The sequence below is a fragment of the Streptomyces sp. NPDC043878 genome (assembly GCF_056435735.1).
On record NZ_JBWKDW010000005.1, the window covers coordinates 1 to 19,148 of the forward strand.

Consider the following 19,148-nt stretch of genomic DNA (forward strand, 5'->3'; position numbering starts at 1 on the left):
CATCGAGCGGCCCGAGGAGGGCGAGGGGACCAACTACCTCATCGTCGGCTCCGACAGCCGCGACGGCATGACCGACGACGACAAGAAGCGCCTGCACACCGGCTCCGCCGAGGGCAAGCGCACCGACTCGATGATGATCCTGCACGTCGGCTCCAACGGGAACACGATGGTCTCGCTGCCGCGCGACTCCGAGGTCGAGATCCCCTCGTTCAAGGGTTCCGACTCCGGCAAGCTCTTCCCGGCGCAGGGCCGCCGCGTCAAGCTCAACGCCGCCTACGCCGAGGACGGCCCCGAGCTGCTGGTGCGCACCGTGGAGTACAACACCGGCCTGCGCATCGACCACTACGCGGAGATCGGCTTCGGCGGCTTCGCCAACATCGTGGACGCGCTCGGCGGCGTCGAGATGGACATCCCGAAGGCGTTCAAGGACAAGAAGTCCGGCGCCGACTTCCAGGCGGGCAAGCAGACCCTCGACGGCCAGCAGGCGCTCGCCTTCGTCCGTACCCGGTACGCCTTCGCCGGCAGCGACCTGGACCGCACCAAGAACCAGCAGAAGTTCCTGGCGACCCTGGCCGACCAGGCGGCCACCCCGTCCACGGTGCTGAACCCGTTCCGCCTCTACCCGACGCTCGGCGCGGGCCTGGACACTCTCATCGTCGACAAGGACATGGGCCTGTTCGACCTGGCCAGCATGTTCTGGGCGATGAAGGGCCTGACCGGCGGCGAGGGCACCTCGATGAACATGCCGATCTCCGGCTCCAACGGCGGCAACCTCGTCTGGGACAAGGCCAAGAAGGACCAGCTCATGCAGCAGCTCCGCAACGACGAGAAGGTCACCGTCACGGAGTGAGCCCCCCGGGCCGTGCCCCTTCACCCGTACGGCTCCCCCCGCGCGTCCAGCGCGCCCCCAGCGCCTGAAGCTGGGGGCGCGGTGTCGTCCGGACACCGCCGGACGACAGGGCGGCCCCCGGCGGGGCCGGGACAGGGGTGTGCGATGGGCCGGCGATCCGGCGGCGACGGGACGGAAGCCGTCCACTGGCTCTTCGGCGACCAGCTCGGCCCGCACTTCCTCACCCCCGGCGAGGACGGGCCGCACCGGGACACCCCGCTGGTGATGATCGAGTCCCGGGGGGGGGTGCGGTGCCGCCGCTTCCCCCACACCCCAAACCCCCCCGTCCCCCCCCCCCCGCCCCACCGCCCCCCCCCTGCCGGAAGAAAAAAAAAAAAACCTGGCGTGCCCCCCCCCCCGCCGGGGCCGCCCCCCACGCCGTTCACGGCACGGCTCAGACCGTGCGGAACGCCAGCACCACGTTGTGCCCGCCGAAGCCGAACGAGTCGTTCAGCGCGGCGATGCGGCCCTCGACGGGCAGCTTGCGCGCCTCGCCGCGGACGATGTCGGCGTTCGCCTCGGCCTCGGGGTCGATGTTGTCGACGTTGATGGTCGGCGGGGCCAGCCGGTTGTACAGGGCGAGGACGGTCGCGACCGACTCGACGCCGCCCGCGCCACCCAGCAGGTGACCGGTCATCGACTTCGTCGCGGACACCGCGAAGTGGTCCGCGTCGTCGCCGAACACCTTGCGCAGCGCCTTCAGCTCGGCCACGTCACCGGCCGGCGTCGAAGTGGCGTGCGCGTTGACGTGCACGATCTCCTTCGGGTCGAGGTCGGTGTTGTCGAGCAGGTTCTGCAGGGCGTGCGAGATGCCGCGGCCCTCGGGCTCGGGCTGCACGATGTCGTGGCCGTCGGCGGAGATGCCCTGGCCGACCGCCTCGGCGTACACCCGGGCCCCGCGCTTGGCGGCGTGCTCGGCGGACTCCAGGACGACGACTCCGGCGCCCTCGCCCAGGACGAAGCCGTCACGGGCGGTGTCGTAGGGACGCGAGGCGCCCTGCGGGTCGTCGTTGTTCTTGGACATCGCCATCATGTTGCCGAAGGCGGCGATGGGCAGCGGGTGGATCGCCGCCTCCGTGCCACCGGCGACGACGACGTCGGCGCGGCCGGTACGGATCATCTCGATGGCGTAGCCGATGGCCTCGGCGCCCGACGCGCAGGCGGAGACCGGCGTGTGCACGCCCGCGCGGGCGCCCACGGCCAGACCCACGTTGGCGGAGGGGCCGTTCGGCATGAGCATGGGGACGGTGTGCGGGGAGACGCGGCGGACGCCCTTCTCCTTGAGCACGTCGTACTGGTCGAGCAGGGTGGTCACGCCGCCGATGCCGGAGGCGATGACGGCACCGAGCCGGTCGGGGTCGACGGAACTGTCCTCGCCGGCCCTGGCGGTGAAGCCGGCGTCGGCCCACGCCTCCTTGGCGGCGATCAGCGCGAACTGGGCCGAGCGGTCCAGACGGCGGGCCTGCGGCCGCGGAATGACCTCGGTCGGCTCCACGGCCACGGGGGCCGCGATACGGACGGCCTGCTCGGCCGCCCACTCCTGCTCCAGGGGCTTCACGCCGGACTTGCCGGCGATCAGGCCCTCCCAGGTAGAGGCTGCGTCGCCACCCAGCGGTGTGGTTGCGCCGATACCGGTGACGACCACGGTGCGATTGGTCGGGCTCACGGGAATTCATTCTCCATCGGATACGAGGGGGACAACCCCCGCGTAAGCGGGGACTACGGCGCCACCGCCGGGTGGCGGGGCAGACGGACCGATCCGGGGATCAGGCCTGGTTCTTGAGGATGTAGCTCGTCGCGTCACCGACGGTCTTGAGGTTCTTGACGTCCTCGTCGGGGATCTTGACGTCGAAGCGCTCCTCGGCGGCGACGACGACCTCGACCATGGACAGCGAGTCGACGTCCAGGTCGTCGGTGAAGGACTTGTCCAGCTGGACGTCCTCAACCGGGATGCCGGCGATCTCGTTCACGATGTCGGCGAGACCGGCGACGATCTCTTCCTGAGTGGCGGCCATGTCAGGCGCTCCTTCGTTGGTGTTTCCAGAGGGTGTGGCGCCCGCCGCGGTCGGCGGCGGGTGGTGCTTCCGCCGTACCGGACCGCAAGATCCGGCACGGAGTGCCTAGGGGAGGGTAACCACCGTGGCGGCGTACACGAGACCCGCCCCGAATCCGATGACGAGCGCGGTGTCGCCGCTCTTCGCCTCGCCGGTCGCCAGAAGCCGCTCCATCGCGAGCGGGATCGAGGCGGCCGAGGTGTTGCCGGTGGTGCGCACGTCACGGGCGACCGTGACGTGTTCCGGCAGCTTGAGAGTCTTCACCATCGAGTCGATGATCCGCTCGTTGGCCTGGTGCGGGATGAAGACGTCCAGGTCGTCCGAGGTGATCCCGGCCGCGTCCAGCGCCTGCTGTGCGACCTTCGCCATCTCGAACACGGCCCAGCGGAACACCGCCTGGCCCTCCTGCGTGATCGCCGGGAACTTGCCGGAGCTGTCGTACTCCGTCCACGGCACGGTCTGCTTGATGGTCTCGGACTTGTCGCCCTCCGAGCCCCAGACCGTCGGGCCGATCCCCGGTTCCTGGGCGGGACCCACGACGACCGCGCCCGCCCCGTCACCGAACAGGAAGGCCGTGGCCCGGTCCTCCAGGTCGGTCAGGTCGGAGAGCCGCTCGACACCGATGACCAGGACGTACTCCGCGGAACCCTCGACGACCATGCCCTTGGCGAGGGTGAGGCCGTAGCCGAAGCCCGCGCAGCCCGCGGAGATGTCGAAGGCGGCGGCCTTGTTCGTGCCCAGCTTGTCGGCGATCTCCGTCGCCACGGCCGGGGTCTGCTTGAAGTGCGAGACGGTCGAGACGATCACGCCGCCGATCTGCTCGGCGGCGATCCCGGCGTCGGCGATCGCCTTGCCCGACGCCTCGATCGACATCGCGGCGACGGTCTCCTCGTCGGAGGCCCAGTGCCGGGTCTGGATCCCGGAGCGCGAGCGGATCCACTCGTCGGACGAGTCGATCGTCTCGAGGATCACCTCGTTGGGCACGACCCGCGTCGGACGGTAGCCGCCCACGCCGAGGATGCGCGCGTACGGGGCGCCCCTGCTGGGCTTGATCTTCGACATGATCGGTCGGCTCCTTAGGGGGGTCAGGCGCCCGCCGCGTCAGCGGCAGAGTCGGCGGCCGCGGCGATCAGTTCGCGGGCCGCGTCGAGGTCGTCGGGGGTCTTCAGCGCGAGCGTCTTGACGCCGGGCAGCGCACGCTTGGCCAGCCCGGTGAGCGTGCCGCCGGGGCACACCTCCAGGAGCGCGGTGGCGCCGAGCCCCTGGAAGGTCTCCATGCACAGGTCCCAGCGGACCGGGTTGGCGACCTGGCCGACCAGCCGCTCCAGCACCTCGGTGCCGGTGGCGACGGTACGGCCGTCCTTGTTCGAGACGTAGGCGACCTCCGGGTCGGCGGGCGCCAGTGCCTCGGCGGCCTTGGCCAGCGCCTCGACCGCGGGAGCCATGTGATGCGTGTGGAAGGCTCCGGCGACCTTCAGCGCGACCACCCGGCGGACGCCCTCCGGCGGGTCCGCCTCCAGCGCGGCGAGCTGCTCCAGGGTGCCGGCGGCCACGATCTGGCCGGCGCCGTTCACGTTCGCCGGGGTCAGGCCCAGCCTCTCCAGGTGCGCGACGCTGACCTCGGGGTCGCCGCCGAGCAGCGCCGACATGCCGGTCGCGGTGACCGCGGCGGCCTCGGCCATGGCCAGGCCCCGCTTGCGGACGAGGGTCAGCGCGGCGGTGTCGTCGAGCACGCCCGCGAAGGCGGCCGCGGTGATCTCGCCTACGCTGTGGCCCGCCACCGCGCCGGGGGTCAGGTCGCCGAGGGCCGCGGCGGACAGGAGTCCGGCCGCCACGAGCAGCGGCTGGGCCACCGAGGTGTCGCGGATCGCGTCCGCGTCGGCCTGTGTGCCGTAGTGGGCGAGGTCGAGTCCGATGGCGTCCGACCACGCGGCGACGCGGTCGGCTGCGCCGGGGAGTTCGAGCCAGGGAGTCAGGAAGCCGGGCGTCTGGGCGCCCTGGCCGGGAGCGACGAGTACGAGCACTCTCACACTCTCTCTTGTGGACGGCCATGGCCGCCCGTGGGGACAGGGACGAAGAACAGGAGGGGGTTTTGTGGGCCCCCGACAAAAGCCTAGAGCTGGAGATCCCCGTCGGCCAGACGCCCGAGGATCAGCGCGATGCGCAGCGTGAACGCCGAACGCACGTCCGAGGGTGACCAGCCGGTGACGTCAGTCACACGTCGAAGCCGGTAGCGCACGGTGTTCGGATGGACGAAGAGCATCCTGGCGGCCCCCTCCAGACTGCTCGCCTGCTCGAGATAGACGGAGAGCGTCTCCAGCAGCGCGGACCCGGCCTCCTCGAGCGGTCTGTAGATCTCCTCCACCAGCTGCTCGCGGGCCGAGGGGTCGCCGGCCATCGCGCGCTCCGGCAGCAGATCGTCCGCGAGGACCGGCCGTGGGGCGTCCTGCCAGGCCGTACCCGCCTTGAGCCCGGCGGCCGCGGCCTGCGCGGACCGGGTCGCGGCGAGCAGATCGGGCACCACCGGGCCCGCCACCACCGAGCCCGCCGCGAACGGGCCGATCAGCGACTTGGCGACGGCGAGCGGGTTGTCGCTGCCGCCCGCGATGACCACGAGCCGGTCCCCGAGCACCCCGGTGAGGACCTGGAGCTTGGCGTGCCGGGCGGCCCGCCGGATGGCCTCGACGGTCAGTTCCGAATCGCCCTCCGGGGCGGTGCCCAGCACCACGCACACATGCTCCGGGGAGTTCCAGCCGAGAGCCGCAGCCCGGCTGACGGCCCCCTCGTCGGCCTCCCCGCTGAGTACGGCGTTCACCACCAGCGACTCCAGGCGGGCGTCCCAGGCCCCGCGGGCCTCGGCGGCCTGCGCGTAGACCTGGGCGGTGGCGAAGGCGATCTCCCGGGCGTACACGAGCAGCGCCTCACGCAGCACGGACTCGTCCCCGGGCGCCGCGACCTCGTCGATCGCGGACTCCATGACCTCGATGGTGGTGCGCACCATCTCCACGGTCTGCCGCAGTGTGATGGCCCGGGTCAGCTCGCGCGGGGCCGTGCCGAACACGTCCGTGGAGATGGCCTGCGGGGCGTCCGGGTAGCGGAACCACTCGGTGAAGGCGGCGATGCCCGCCTGGGCGACCAGCCCGATCCAGGAACGGTTCTCCGGGGGCATCGCCCGGTACCACGACAGCGTCTCGTCCATCCGCGCGATGGCCTGCGCGGCGAGACTTCCGGACGACCTCTCCAGCCGCTTCAGCGTCGCGGGGTGCGGGTGGGCGGCGGCCACTGCGGCTTCGGGAGGATGGGTTTCGGGTTCGGGCACGGGACAAGACTGCCTTATCCGGACGCGCGGGTGCGCTGCCGGGTGGGTGCGGGGCTGTGCTGGATGGCTCGGTCGCCTTCGGGGGCGCGCCCCCTGCGGCTCCCTCGCGGCCGACGCGTGGGGGCAGTGGGACTTGGTGGGCTCTTGCCGGTCGTGGAGGCTGGTGGCGGGCAGAGCGGCTCCGTGTCGGTCCGCCCGCGCTCCTTCGCCGTCCCGGCACCGGCGCGCCCCCTGCGGCTCCCTCGCGGCCGACGCGTGGGGGCAGTGGGACTTGGTGGGCTCTTGCCGGTCGCGCGGGGTTGGGGGGTTCAGTTGCCCGGCGGGGCTACCGTGGGGCTCGTGATGGACGTACGGCGCGCCGCGGAGCGCTATCCGGGGGGTGACGCCGAGGCCGGGATCGAGTCGTGGCACGCCTTCTCCTTCGGCCCGCACTACGACCCCGGCAACCTCCGCTTCGGCGCCGTGCTCGCCTGCAACGAGGAGCGGCTCGCCCCCGGCGCCGGTTTCGGCGAGCATCCGCACAGCCACACCGAGATCGTGACCTGGGTGGTCGAGGGCGAGCTGACGCACCGCGACTCGATCGGCCGGGAGAGCCGGGTGCGCCCCGGGGACGTGCAGCGTCTGAGCTCCGCGTCGGGCGTGCGGCACGTCGAGCGCAACGACGGCCCGGCCCCGCTGGTCTTCGTCCAGATGTGGCTGGCGCCGCTCACCCCGGGCGGCGACCCGTCGTACGAGACGGTCCACGGCATCGCCGACTCCACGCCGTACGCCGTCCCGGAAGCGGGCGCGCTGCTGCACGTGCGGCGGCTGGCGGCGGGGGAGCGGACCGCGGTGCCGGACGGGCGGCACGTCTACGTCCACGTCGTCCGCGGTGAAGTGCGGCTCGACGACGAGGAGTTGGGGGCGGGCGACGCGGCCCGGATCACCGACGCCGAGGGCGTGGCCGCGATCGCGGTGACCCCGGCCGAACTGCTCGTGTGGGAGATGTCCTAGCGCGCGTCCCGGAGCTCGGCGAGCACCGCGTCCGTGAACGCCGGCCACGCCTCGGTCGCCCAGGGGCCGAAGGCGCGGTCCGTGAGGGCCACACAGGCCGCACGCGCGTCCGGGTCGATCCACAGGAACGTACCGGACTGGCCGAAGTGGCCGAACGTACGCGGGGAGGACGAACTTCCGGTCCAGTGGGGCGACTTGGAGTCCCGGATCTCGAAGCCGAGGCCCCAGTCGTTGGGGTTCTGGTGGCCGTAGCCCGGCAGCACGCCCTTCGTCCCCGCGTACTGGACGGTCATCGCCGCCGCGACGGTCCGGGCGTCGAGCAGCCGGGGCGCCTGCACCTCCGCCGCGAACCGCAGCAGGTCCCCGACCGTGGACCGCCCGTCCTTCGCCGGCGAGCCCTCCAGCGAGGTCGACGTCATCCCCAGCGGCTCCAGCACCGCCTGCCGCAGGTACTCGGCGAACGGCATCTCGGCCGCCTTCGCGATGTGGTCCCCGAGCTGCTCGAACCCGGCGTTCGAGTACAGCCGCCGCTCACCGGGCGGGGCCGTCACCCGGTGCTCGTCGAAGGCCAGGCCCGAGGTGTGCGCGAGGAGATGGCGCACCGTCGCCCCGGGCGGCCCGGCGGGCTCGTCGAGGTCGATCGCGCCCTCCTCGTGGGCCACCAGCACCGCGTAGGCCGCGAGCGGCTTGGTGACCGAGGCCAGCCGGAAGGGCTGCCCGGCGGGTCCGTGGGTGGCCAGGACCGTGCCGTCCGCGCGGACGACCCCCGCCGCAGCGGTGGGAACCGGCCAGTTCTCGATCAACGCGAGGCTCTGCAAGGACATGCTGAGGAGCCTAAGTGCTCAGAGGGTCAGCCCCATCGCGGGGTCCGGTTTGCGGACGAAGCCGAGGGAGGCGTACAGCGGCTCCGCCTCGGCGGACGCGGTGAGGAGGACCTGTCCCGCTCCCCGCTCGCGGAACCAGCTCAGGAGCTCCTCCACGCACGCGCGCGCGTACCCCCGGCGCCGGGCGTCCGGGTCGGTGGCGACGCTGAAGACGTACCCGCCCCGCCCCAGCGGATCGGCCGCCTTCCCGATGCGGTAGTCGACCGTGCCTGCCGCCAGGGCCGCGAGTGCCTCCGGCCGGTCCGGGTGGTCCACGACGAAGGCCGCGAAGTCCTCGTCCCCCGCGATCCGTCGGCGCAGCACGGGCAGCGCCTGCGCGTGCCACGCCGTGCCGGGCTCCGAGCCCGGCAGTGAATCGATCATCACCTGGCGCAGACGCAGGACTTCCACGGCGTCCTCGGGGGTGGCGCGGCGTACGAGACTCATGCACCGCACGGTAGTCACCGGGCCGGTGCCACGTCGTGTGGAATTCTTACCCCTCCTGCTTGCTTCGAGTGCGCTCCAGGCCCTTAGCGTGGGGCCATGACGGCGACGGAGACCCCGGGTACCAGGACCGACAACTGCGCGGCCCCGCCGCACCCCCACCGGCGCCCGGAAGGCCAGGACGGTTACACGATCAGCGAGGTCGTCGCCTTCACCGGCCTGACGGCCCACACCCTGCGCTGGTACGAGCGCATCGGCCTGATGCCGCACATCGACCGCTCGCACACCGGCCAGCGCCGCTACAGCAACCGCGACCTGGACTGGCTCGACCTCGTCGGCAAGCTGCGGCTGACCGGCATGCCGGTCGCCGACATGGTGCGGTACGCGGAGCTGGTGCGCGAGGGCGACCAGACCTACACCGAGCGCTTCGAACTGCTGGAGGCGACCCGCCGCGACGTGCTCTCCCGGATCGAGGAACTGCGGGACACCCTCGCGGTGCTCGACCGGAAGATCAGCTTCTACGCCGACGCGGGACGCGCCTACGAGAAGGAGAAAGTCGGATGACGCACGGCACGATCCCCACCGCACGGCTGGCCGGCGACGGACCCGAGGTGGGCGTGCAGGGCCTCGGCTGCATGGGCATGAGCTTCGCCTACGGCCCCTCGGACGCGGATCAGTCCCGTGCCACCCTGGAACGGGCGCTGGAACTCGGCGTGACCCTGTACGACACGGCGGACGCCTACGCCGCCGGGGAGAACGAGCGGTTCCTGTCCCCGTTCCTCAAGGCGCACCGCGACGAGGTCGTCATCGCCACGAAGTTCGCCCTGTCCATCCCGCCCGGCGAGCCGACCCGGCGGGTCGTCCGCAACGACCCGCCGTACATCCGCGCGGCCGTCGAGGCGAGCCTGCGGCGCCTGGACGTCGACGTCATCGACCTCTACTACATGCACCGCCGCGACGTGAACGTGCCGGTCGAGGAGTCCGTCGGCACGATGGCCGAGCTGGTGCGCGAGGGCAAGGTCAGGCACCTCGGGCTCAGCGAGGTCACCGCCGGCGAGCTGCGGGCCGCGCAGGCGGTGCACCCGATCGCCGCCGTGCAGTCGGAGTGGTCACTGTTCAGTCGTGACATCGAGACCTACGTCGTCCCGGCGGCCCGCGAGCTGGGCGTGACCCTCGTGCCGTACTCGCCGCTCGGCCGCGGGTTCCTCACCGGCTCCTTCACCGACGCCGAACAGGACCTCGGCGCGGACGACTTCCGCCGCCGGCAGCCCCGCTTCACCGGGGACAACGCGGCCGCCAACGCGGCCCTGCTCGACCCGGTCCGCGCGGTCGCCGAGGCCCACGGCGCCTCGCCCGGCCAGATAGCCCTGGCGTGGGTCCAGCAGCAGGCGTCGGTGCACGGCCTGACGGTGGTCCCGATCCCGGGCACCCGCAAGCCGGGCAGGGTGGAGGAGAACACGGCGGCGACCCGCATCGTGCTGAGCGAGGACGAACTGTCCCTGCTGGAGCCGATAGCGGCCAAGGTGGCGGGCGACCGCTACGCGGACATGTCGTTCACCTCGGCCGGACGCGAATAGCCGTACGCCGGCGCGTTTCAGAGCTCGGCGAGCAGCTCCGCCTTCTTCACGGAGAACTCCTCGTCGGTCACCAGGCCGGCCTGGTGCAGCTCCCCGAGGTGGCGGATCCGCTCGGCGATCTCGGCGGGGTCGCGGCGGGGCGGGGCCGGCACGGCGACCGTCCCGCGGGAGCGTACGGCGGCCAGCACGGCCGCGGCGAACGGCAGCGACTCGTGGACGGGCCCGTACCCCAGGCCGAAGACGACCGAGGCGGGATCGTGGTCGGCCTGCGCCGCCTGCCCGGTGCCCGCCTCGCGCGGCACCAGGCGCAGATGTCCCTCGAACACCTCGGGGGAGCGCCACTCGACGCCGCTCAGGTCGGCGACCGGGAAACTCTGGTCGCCGGCCTTCCACTTGGCGGAGGACGCGCCCGTCCAGAACCACCGGAAGCGGACGGTCTTCCCGTCGAAGGACGCCTTGCCGTCGTACGCCTTGAACTTCAGCGGCACCTCGGGGGCCGGCACCAGGAACCGGTCGGCGGGCCCCGACTCGCGCAGCTGTGACCGCAGTTCGTCGGCGTAGTACTCGGCGAGCGTCTCCCGCTCCCCGGACAGCACCAGCCGGTAGGGGTCGCAGCCCTCCCTGAGCTGCCCCGCCGCCGCCTCCATCAGCGGGTCGGCGCCGGGCCTCGGCTCGGCCCGCAGGACGACGGTGCCGCGCCGGCCGGGGGTCAGCGTCACCCCGGCGATCGCGTCCAGCGGGATCCGGCGTTCCCCGAGGGCCTGGAAGAGCTTGGGGGTGCGTATGCCCCGTTCGTAACGGATGAGCACGGAGTCGGAATCGAACTCCCAGGCGGCATGAAATCCGGCCAGTACGTCACCCATGCGGCTCATCGTATGCGGCACGAGCTCCTCCGTCCCCTCTCCGCGCAGACCGCGGTTTCCGCGCCTCTACGCGCGTCCGACCGTCGTCGTGCCGGACAGACCCTTCCAGCACCGGTTGTCCTCGTCCGCGCACACCACCGAGCGGTACGCGCCGACGCCGATCTCGGCGAAGTTCAGCAGGCTCGCCGTGCCCGGCTCGAAGTAGCCGCTGTGTCCCCTGGCACCCTGCGCCGACAGCACCCGCGCGCCGAAGCCCGAGGACACCGGATCGGCGCCGTGACCCAGCCCGCCGACCTCCAGGTACGGCACCTCCCGCACCCAGTCGGTGGCGTCCCGCATCGCCCACACCCGGGCCGAGGTGCGCAGGCGCTCGGCGCTTCCGGCGCGCATGCCCGGGCTCGCGGCCACCGCTATGTCGGCCACGCGGTGCGGCAGGTCGTGCGCGGCCAGACCGCACACCACGGAGCCGTAGCTGTGGCAGAACAGCGAGACGGGCGCGTGGCCGGGCAGGCCGCGCAGCAGCGCGTTCAGCCGGAGCGCGCCGTCCTCGGCGCGCATCGCGGTGGCCGAGTCGATGCCGAGCCCGTCGGGGGTCGTGTAGTCGGCCCAGGCGATCACGGCCGTACGTGTGTCGGGGCCGGCGTCGCGCTCGGCCGCGTACAGCGACTTCGCCATGCCGACGGGCGCGGAGTACCTGCGGTCGGTGCGCTGGAAGGTGAGGAGGTCGGTGTCCACGCCGGGGACGACGACGGAGACCCGCTCGGCCCTGGACAGGCTGCCGAAGACCTCGGCGACCCGCCCCGAACCGGCCGGGTCGAAGGCGAGGATCTTGCGGTGTCCGCTCAGCAGCGCCTCGAAGCGGTTCTTGCGGCGGCCGGCCGTCTGCTGCCCGTCCTGCGAGAGCCGGCTGTCGTGCATGCGCCTGAGTTCGACCCGGCGGGCCTTGTCGAGCGCGAGACGGTTGGCGCGGTAGCGCAGGGCGACCGGGGCGCCGTTCATGTTGCCGACGGCGAGGGGGTAGCGGTGCGCGAGCCGGTCGCGTTGCTGCGCGGTGAGCGAGGCGAAGAACCGGCCGAGCACGTCGGGTGCCGCGTCCGGGTCCGGCAGCGGGTGTCCCTGGATGTGCCCGTGCTCCCATGCGGAGAGCGAGGTCTGGAGCGCGGTGGTCACCCGGTGGTGGCGCAGCGCGGTCCATCCGGTGGTCGCCAGCATGACGAACACGACGGCCAGCGCGAGCAGTGCGCGCCAGACGTTCAGTTGCGGGGAGGTGTCGAAGGAAGTCACTGAAAGGACACACTAGGAGAACGAGAGGGTCTCGCGTCAACCAAGTGACGCGGATCACGGTTTCAGGACCCGTGACGTGGTCCTCAGCCCGTACGCCAGTTCCCCAGCAGGTCCGGGCCCACCTGATCGAGGTAGGCGGCGGTCAGCTCCCGCATGGCCTCGGTGCTGACCTCGGTGCCCACCGACCACTTCCGCTCGGTCACCCGGATCACGGCGCTGAAGACGGCCACCAGCAGGCGCGGCCGGGGGTCCGCCTCCACGTCCAGTCCCTCGCGCTCGGCGATAATGCGGGCGATCCGCTCCTCCAGCTCCGCCGAACGCCGCAGGTGCGCGGCGAGCAGCGCGGGCGTCGACTCGATCACCCGGTAGGTGCGCAGATGGAGTTCGAGCGGCACGACCCGCTCGATGGCCTCACCGATGGTGTGCCAGCTCTCCAGGACGGCCCGGCGCAGTGCCTCCAGCGGGGGTTCGTGCGGCGGTCGCGCCAGGACGGCCTCGGTGAAGTGGGACTCCGCGAGCTGCGGCGCGAAGAAGACCGCGTCCTCCTTGCTCGCGAAGTAGCGGAAGAAGGTGCGCTGCGAGACGTCGACGGCCTCGGCGATGTCGTCGACGGTCGTGCGCTCGTACCCCCGGTCCGTGAACAGGTCGAGGGCGGCCCGCAGCAGGGCGTCCCGGGTGCGTTGCTTCTTGCGTTCGCGCAGCCCCGGTCGCGGTACCGGCTGAGCGGCACCCGCTGTCTCCACGGCCTCTCCTTCTGACGGTTCTCCCTGCTCGGGGCAAGGAGTGAGTGTCGTGACAGTTACCGACTTGTGAATTGGTTTGTCAACTGTCAGTGGCTGTCACTAGCCTCGAACGTATGACTAGTCAGACCACCATCGGTACGGCGGGCCCGGGGGACACGGCACCGGCGGACCCGTCCGACCGGTCGCCGTCCTCCGGGCTGCGCGGCCATCCCTGGTTCACCCTCATCACGGTCGCCGTCGGAGTCATGATGGTGGCCCTCGACGGCACCATCGTGGCCATCGCCAACCCGGCCATCCAGAAGGACCTCAACGCCAGCTTCGCCGACGTCCAGTGGATCACCAACGGCTACTTCCTCGCCCTCGCGGTCTGCCTCATCACCGCGGGCAAGCTCGGTGACCGCTTCGGTCACCGCCAGACCTTCCTGATCGGCGTGGTCGGCTTCGCGGCCGCCTCCGGCGCCATCGGCCTGTCCGGCAGCATCGCGCTGGTCGTCACCTTCCGCGTCCTGCAGGGGCTGTTCGGCGCGCTGCTGATGCCGGCCGCGCTCGGCCTGCTGCGCGCCACCTTCCCCGCCGAGAAGCTCAACATGGCCATCGGCATCTGGGGCATGGTCATCGGCGCCTCCACCGCGGGCGGCCCGATCCTCGGCGGTGTGCTGGTCGAGCACGTCAACTGGCAGTCGGTGTTCTTCATCAACGTGCCCGTCGGCGTCCTCGCGCTGGTCCTCGGCACGCTGATCCTGCTCGACCACCGCGCGGAGAACGCCCCCCGGTCCTTCGACGTCCTCGGCATCGTGCTGCTGTCCGGCGCGATGTTCTGCCTGGTGTGGGCGCTCATCAAGGCGCCGGCCTGGGGCTGGGGCGACGGCCGTACCTGGACGTTCGTCGCCGTGTCCGCGGTGGGCTTCGCCGTCTTCTCCTTCTGGGAGACGAAGGTGAAGGAACCGCTGATCCCGCTCGGACTGTTCCGCTCCGTCCCGCTGTCCGCGGGTGTGGTCCTCATGGTGCTGATGGCCATCGCCTTCATGGGCGGCCTCTTCTTCGTGACGTTCTACCTCCAGAACGTGCACGGCATGAGCCCGATCGACGCCGGTCTGCACCTGCTCCCACTCACCGGGATGATGATCGTCGGCTCCCCGCTGGCGGGCGCGATGATCACCAAGCTCGGCCCGCGCGTCCCGCTGGCCGGCGGCATGGCGGCCACCGCGATCGCCATGTACGGCATGTCCACCCTGAAGGTGGACACCGGCAGCGCCACCATGTCCCTGTGGTTCGCCCTGCTGGGCCTCGGCCTCGCCCCGGTCATGGTCGGCGCGACCGAGGTCATCGTCGGCAACGCGCCCATGGAGCTCTCCGGGGTCGCCGGCGGTCTCCAGCAGGCCGCGATGCAGATCGGCGGCAGCCTCGGTACGGCCGTCCTCGGCGCCGTCATGGCCTCCAAGGTGGACGGCGACCTCGCGGGCAACTGGGCGGACGCCGGCCTGCCGAAGCTCACCCCGGCCCAGCTGGACCAGGCGTCGGAGGCGGTCCAGGTCGGCGTGGCACCGGTGGCCAAGGGCACGCCCGAGGCGATCGCCGCGAAGATCGCGGACGTCGCGCACGACACCTTCATCTCCGGCATGAGCCTGGCGTCGCTGGTCGCCGCCGGAGTCGCCGCCGTCGCGGTGCTGGTCGCGCTGCTCACCAGGCGCGGCGAGAACGCGGAGGCGGGCGCGGGCGCCGCGCACATCTGACCTGGGGGGCGGACTCCGCGTGGTTCCGGCGAACGGCGCCGAGGGTACGCGGAGTTCGCCTATCAGGGTGACAAAGCTAAAGATTCCTCACAGCCGGTGCGCGCCGCGGGTCACAGTGGGTCAAGCCCTCCGCAGGCATGTCCCCGGCGCACGTCCGGGCCGCTCGCGGTGCCCCGGAGGGCGGCCGGTGCTGCGGCGCGCTGCCGGAGGGGGGTGGCGCGCCCGCAGACCGGAAGGGCGCCGTCTCGTGCCCGGGGATGAACGGCAGCAGCCGGGGTACCCGCACCACCGAACCCAGAACGAACCCAACCAACCATGTGGTTCAGGGAGTTGATGATGGCGGGCTTCGGACAGGGAACGCGCGGTCACCCTCGCTCAGGTAGCCGCACGAGGTCACGATGGGGGTCCCCCCGGTCGAGCGGAGTCGCGGTCGGGGCAGGGCCGGATCGCGCGACGCTCGGAATCATCGGAGTCGTCTGCGCGGTCGCCGGTTTCTTCGTGCTGGGGATCATCCTCGGCCCGGTGGCGGTCGTCTGCGGCTGGCTGGCCATGGGTCGCAGCTGGTCGGGCGGCAGTCGCTCGATCCCGGCCCTGGTCGCCGTCGTCCTGGGTGCGATCGACATCCTCCTGGCGATCGTCTGGCTCGCCGGAGCGGCGGCCCCGGGCAGCGGTCTGTTCTGACCCGGGCAGGTGAGGGAAGGGCTCCCGGCGCACGGGCCGGGAGCTCACCCATGTGCCGGCGAGGGCCGTTCCGGCCGGCGTCCGCAGCGCGGCGACCTCCCCCCGCAGGGCCCGCACCTCCGCCGTCAGCGCCTCGATGGCCTCCGTCTGACGGCGCTCGGTGTCGTCGTCCTTCTCGAAGCGCGAGATGAACCACGCGGCGATGTTCGCGGTCACCACACCCAGCAGGGCGATCCCGGAGAGCATCAGTCCCACCGCGATCATGCGGCCCAGGCCGGTGGTCGGGGCGTGGTCGCCGTACCCCACGGTGGTCATGGTGGTGAACGACCACCACACCGCGTCACCCAGCGTCAGGATGTTCCCGTGCGGGGCCTCCCGCTCCACCGAGAGCACCGCCAGCGAGCCGAACATCAGCAGCCCCACCACCGCGCCGGCGACATACGTGGTGAGCCGGATCTGCGAGGCCATCCGGGCCCGCCGCCCCACCAGCATCAGGGTCGAGACCAGCCGGAGCAGCCGCAGCGGCTGGAGCAGGGGCAGCACCACCGCGCACAGGTCCAGCCAGTGCGTGCGCACGAACTCCCGGCGCCGCCGGGCCAGCCCCAGCCGCACCAGGTAGTCCGCGGCGAACGCCCCCCACACCACCCACTCGGCCACCGTGCACCCGAAGGTCAGCGAAAGCCCCGCCGAACTGTCCACGATCGGCACCGCGTAGGCGACGGCGAACAGCACGGCCAGTGCCAGCAGCGGACGTTGGCTGAACTGCTCCCACCGGACCTGTGCCGACTGTTGCTCCATGCCCGCATGGTAAAGAAACGGGCAAGGGGCCCCGTACGAGAGGCGGCGGAGCCCTCAGGCCCCGCCGCCCTCCGTGCACCGCACGTCCTACGCGTCGCCGCCCGCGGCGCCGGGGTCCGCCGCCGAGGCGTCGAGGAGCTGGTAGCGGTCGATCGCCTGCTTCAGCACGGACCGGTCCACCTTCCCCTCCTTCGCCAGCTCGGTCAGCACGCCCAGCACGATCGACTGCGCGTCGATGTGGAAGAAGCGCCGCGCCGCACCGCGCGTGTCAGCGAACCCGAAGCCGTCCGCACCGAGCGACTGGTACGTCCCCGGCACCCAGCGCGCGATCTGGTCCGGCACCGACCGCATCCAGTCGGACACCGCCACGAACGGCCCCTGGGCCCCGGCGAGTTTCCGCGTCACGTACGGCACACGCTGCTCCTCCTCGGGGTGCAGCAGGTTGTGCCGCTCCACCTCGACGGCCTCGCGGCGCAGCTCGTTCCAGGAGGTCGCCGACCAGACGTCGGCGCGCACGTTCCACTCCTCGGCGAGGATCCGCTGCGCCTCGATCGCCCACGGCACCGCCACACCCGACGCGATGACCTGCGCCGGGATCGATCCCGAGGTGCCCTCGCTGAAGCGGTGGATGCCCTTGACGATGCCCTCGGCGTCCACGTTCTCCGGCTCGGCCGGGTGCTGGATGGGCTCGTTGTAGACGGTGAGGTAGTAGAAGACGTCCTCGCTGTCGGGCCCGTACATCCGGCGCAGGCCGTCCTGCACGATGTGCGCGATCTCGAAGCCGTAGGCCGGGTCGTACGCCACACAGCCCGGGTTCGTCGAGGCCAGCAGCTGCGAGTGGCCGTCCGCGTGCTGGAGCCCCTCACCGGTCAGCGTCGTCCGGCCGGCCGTCGCCCCGAGCACGAAACCGCGCGCCAACTGGTCGGCCATCTGCCAGAACTGGTCGCCGGTGCGCTGGAAACCGAACATCGAGTAGAAGACGTAGACCGGGATGAGCGGCTCGCCGTGTGTCGCGTAGGCGGAGCCCGCCGCGATCAGCGAGGCCGTGCAGCCGGCCTCCGAGATGCCGTCGTGCAGCATCTGCCCGGTCGGCGACTCCTTGTACGCGAGCAGCAGGTCCCGGTCCACCGCCTCGTACTGCTGGCCGAGCGGGTTGTAGATCTTCGCGCTCGGGAAGAAGGAGTCCATGCCGAACGTGCGGTACTCGTCCGGTGCGATCAGCACGAACCGCCTGCCGATCTCCTTGTCCCGCATGAGGTCCTTGAGCAGCCGCACGAACGCCATGGTCGTGGCGATCGACTGCTGACCCGAGCCCTTCTTCACACTCGCGTACGTCTTGTCCCCGGGCAGGGCGAGCGGCTGGGCCCGCACCACGCGCGTGGGGACGTACCCGCCGAGCCCCTGCCGGCGGTCGTGCATGTACTGGATCTCCTCCGAGTTCCGGCCCGGGTGGTAGTACGGCGGCGCGCCGGACTCCAGCTCCCGGTCGGTGATCGGCAGGTGCAGCCGGTCGCGGAAGCCCTTGAGGTCGTCGACCGTCAGCTTCTTCATCTGGTGGGTGGCGTTGCGGCCCTCGAAGTTCGGGCCCAGCGTCCAGCCCTTGACCGTCTTGGCGAGGATCACCGTCGGCTGGCCCTTGTGCGCCTTGGCCGCCGCGAACGCCGCGAAGATCTTCCGGTGGTCGTGGCCGCCGCGGCCCAGGTGCAGGATCTGGTCGTCGGTCATGTTCGCGACCATCGCGCGCAGCCGCTGGTCGTCACCGAAGAAGTGCTCGCGGATGTAGGAGCCGGTCTCGGTGGCGTACGTCTGGAACTGGCCGTCGGGCGTGGTGTTCATCCTGTTGACCAGCACGCCGTCGCGGTCCTGCGCCAGCAGCGGGTCCCAGGAGCGGTCCCAGATCAGCTTGATCACGTTCCAGCCGGCGCCCCGGAAGATCGACTCCAGCTCCTGGATGACCTTGCCGTTGCCGCGCACCGGGCCGTCCAGCCGCTGCAGGTTGCAGTTCACCACGAAGGTCAGGTTGTCCAGGCCCTCGCGAGCGGCGATGGACAGCTGGCCGAGCGACTCCGGCTCGTCCATCTCGCCGTCGCCGAGGAACGCCCACACGTGCGACTTGGACGTGTCCGCGATCTCGCGCGCCTGCATGTAGCGGTTCATCCGCGCCTGGTAGATCGCGCCGATCGGGCCCAGGCCCATCGACACGGTCGGGAACTCCCAGAAGTCCGGCATCAGCCGCGGGTGCGGGTAGCTGGAGAGGCCGTAGGGGGCCTTCGACTTCTCCTGCCGGAACGCGTCCAGGTTCTGCTCGCTCAGACGGTCCAGCAGGAACGCCCGGGCGTAGATGCCGGGGGAGGCGTGGCCCTGGAAGAAGACCTGGTCACCGCCGTCGCCCTCGTCCTTGCCGCGGAAGAAGTGGTTGAAGCCGACGTCGTAGAGAGAGGCCGAGGAGGCGAAGGTGGCGATGTGGCCGCCGACCCCGATGCCCGGCCGCTGGGCGCGGGAGACCATGACCGCGGCGTTCCACCGGGTCGCGTTCAGGACCTTCCGTTCGATCTCCTCGTTGCCGGGGAAGAACGGCTCGCTCTTGGTGGGGATGGTGTTGACGTAGTCCGTGCTGCGCATCTCCGGCACGGCCACGCGCTTCTCGCGGGCCCGCTCGATCAGCCGCAGCATCAGATAGCGGGCCCGCTCCCGGCCGCGCTCGTCCACGGCGGCGTCGAGGGAGTCGAGCCACTCCTGCGTTTCCTCGGGGTCGAAGTCAGGAACCTGACTCGGAAGGCCGCCAATGATGATCGGGTTGCGATCGGATCCGGAAGCCACGCTGTTCCTTACCTGTCAGAGGGCTGCTTTGCGCTGGGGTTTCGGCGTTCCTGCGCCGTTCCCCATCGTGTACCTCGGGGCGTCAAA

The 19,148-nt window shown here is 71.6% G+C and carries 17 protein-coding genes and 2 pseudogenes; 7 read left to right on the forward strand and 12 right to left on the reverse strand.

The window, feature by feature from the left end; genetic code table 11:
- Positions 1–850, forward strand: an 850-nt coding sequence (locus AC07AZ_RS09030) for an LCP family protein (protein ID WP_478845373.1), incomplete at its 5' end; no start/stop codon positions are given.
- A gap of 144 nt (positions 851–994) precedes the next feature.
- Positions 995–1,153 (forward strand): annotated as a pseudogene (locus AC07AZ_RS09035) (cryptochrome/photolyase family protein); the annotation flags it as partial.
- Positions 1,154–1,283: 130 nt separating this feature from the next.
- On the opposite strand, the gene fabF reads toward AC07AZ_RS09035, so the two are convergent.
- From fabF to fasR, 5 genes are all read right to left on the reverse strand, one after another.
- Positions 1,284–2,555, reverse strand: a complete 1,272-nt coding sequence (gene fabF / locus AC07AZ_RS09040; protein ID WP_478845375.1) for a beta-ketoacyl-ACP synthase II — start codon at positions 2,553–2,555, stop codon at positions 1,284–1,286.
- Between the two features lie 100 nt (positions 2,556–2,655).
- Positions 2,656–2,904, reverse strand: coding sequence for an acyl carrier protein (locus AC07AZ_RS09045; RefSeq protein ID WP_164314352.1), 249 nt, complete (start codon positions 2,902–2,904; stop codon positions 2,656–2,658).
- Between the two features lie 105 nt (positions 2,905–3,009).
- Positions 3,010–4,005: a beta-ketoacyl-ACP synthase 3 gene (locus AC07AZ_RS09050; RefSeq protein ID WP_478845377.1), complete on the reverse strand. Its 996-nt coding sequence runs from the start codon at positions 4,003–4,005 to the stop codon at positions 3,010–3,012.
- 23 nt (positions 4,006–4,028) lie between these two features.
- Positions 4,029–4,967: an ACP S-malonyltransferase gene (locus tag AC07AZ_RS09055; protein WP_478845378.1), complete on the reverse strand. Its 939-nt coding sequence runs from the start codon at positions 4,965–4,967 to the stop codon at positions 4,029–4,031.
- Between the two features lie 89 nt (positions 4,968–5,056).
- On the reverse strand, positions 5,057–6,262 hold the full coding sequence (gene fasR / locus AC07AZ_RS09060; protein ID WP_478845379.1) for a fatty acid biosynthesis transcriptional regulator FasR: 1,206 nt from the start codon (positions 6,260–6,262) through the stop codon (positions 5,057–5,059).
- Positions 6,263–6,604: 342 nt separating this feature from the next.
- Here fasR and AC07AZ_RS09065 point away from each other — a divergent pair, with 342 nt between their 5' ends.
- Positions 6,605–7,255, forward strand: a complete 651-nt coding sequence (locus AC07AZ_RS09065) for a pirin family protein (RefSeq protein WP_478845835.1) — start codon at positions 6,605–6,607, stop codon at positions 7,253–7,255.
- Here the strand turns inward: AC07AZ_RS09065 and AC07AZ_RS09070 are convergent.
- Both AC07AZ_RS09070 and AC07AZ_RS09075 read right to left on the reverse strand, forming a co-directional pair.
- A complete protein-coding gene (locus AC07AZ_RS09070) occupies positions 7,252–8,079 on the reverse strand; it encodes a serine hydrolase domain-containing protein (protein ID WP_478845381.1) in 828 nt (275 codons plus the stop codon). The genes AC07AZ_RS09065 and AC07AZ_RS09070 overlap by 4 nt on opposite strands.
- Before the next feature lie 18 nt (positions 8,080–8,097).
- A complete protein-coding gene (locus AC07AZ_RS09075) occupies positions 8,098–8,565 on the reverse strand; it encodes a GNAT family N-acetyltransferase (protein WP_478845383.1) in 468 nt (155 codons plus the stop codon).
- Positions 8,566–8,661: 96 nt separating this feature from the next.
- On the opposite strand from AC07AZ_RS09075, the gene AC07AZ_RS09080 reads away from it, so the two are divergent.
- Together AC07AZ_RS09080 and AC07AZ_RS09085 are read left to right on the forward strand one after the other, a co-directional pair.
- Positions 8,662–9,126, forward strand: a complete 465-nt coding sequence (locus AC07AZ_RS09080; RefSeq protein WP_478845385.1) for a MerR family transcriptional regulator — start codon at positions 8,662–8,664, stop codon at positions 9,124–9,126.
- Positions 9,123–10,139, forward strand: coding sequence for an aldo/keto reductase (locus AC07AZ_RS09085; protein WP_478845387.1), 1,017 nt, complete (start codon positions 9,123–9,125; stop codon positions 10,137–10,139). Before AC07AZ_RS09080 ends, AC07AZ_RS09085 begins: the two co-directional genes overlap by 4 nt.
- A 17-nt stretch (positions 10,140–10,156) precedes the next feature.
- On the opposite strand, the gene AC07AZ_RS09090 is transcribed toward AC07AZ_RS09085, so the two are convergent.
- The 3 genes from AC07AZ_RS09090 to AC07AZ_RS09100 form a co-directional block, all read right to left on the reverse strand.
- The gene (locus AC07AZ_RS09090) at positions 10,157–11,011 is read right to left on the reverse strand and encodes a DUF4429 domain-containing protein (RefSeq protein WP_478845837.1); all 855 of its coding nucleotides are present in this window, start codon (positions 11,009–11,011) and stop codon (positions 10,157–10,159) included.
- Between the two features lie 57 nt (positions 11,012–11,068).
- Complete coding sequence (locus tag AC07AZ_RS09095) at positions 11,069–12,286, reverse strand: alpha/beta hydrolase (protein WP_478845389.1); 1,218 nt, start codon at positions 12,284–12,286, stop codon at positions 11,069–11,071.
- An 83-nt stretch (positions 12,287–12,369) separates the two neighbouring features.
- Positions 12,370–13,029, reverse strand: a complete 660-nt coding sequence (locus tag AC07AZ_RS09100; protein WP_478845391.1) for a TetR family transcriptional regulator — start codon at positions 13,027–13,029, stop codon at positions 12,370–12,372.
- Between the two features lie 113 nt (positions 13,030–13,142).
- Here AC07AZ_RS09100 and AC07AZ_RS09105 point away from each other — a divergent pair, with 113 nt between their 5' ends.
- A complete protein-coding gene (locus AC07AZ_RS09105; RefSeq protein WP_478845393.1) occupies positions 13,143–14,762 on the forward strand; it encodes an MFS transporter in 1,620 nt (539 codons plus the stop codon).
- Positions 14,763–15,095: 333 nt separating this feature from the next.
- The gene (locus AC07AZ_RS09110; protein WP_478845839.1) at positions 15,096–15,443 is read left to right on the forward strand and encodes a small hydrophobic protein; all 348 of its coding nucleotides are present in this window, start codon (positions 15,096–15,098) and stop codon (positions 15,441–15,443) included.
- An 81-nt stretch (positions 15,444–15,524) separates the two neighbouring features.
- On the opposite strand, the pseudogene AC07AZ_RS09115 reads toward AC07AZ_RS09110, so the two are convergent.
- Together AC07AZ_RS09115 and aceE are read right to left on the reverse strand one after the other, a co-directional pair.
- Positions 15,525–16,241, reverse strand: a pseudogene (locus AC07AZ_RS09115) (potassium channel family protein); the annotation flags it as partial.
- Positions 16,242–16,328: 87 nt separating this feature from the next.
- Positions 16,329–19,061, reverse strand: a complete 2,733-nt coding sequence (gene aceE, locus AC07AZ_RS09120; RefSeq protein WP_478845395.1) for a pyruvate dehydrogenase (acetyl-transferring), homodimeric type — start codon at positions 19,059–19,061, stop codon at positions 16,329–16,331.
- Positions 19,062–19,148: the final 87 nt, after the last annotated feature.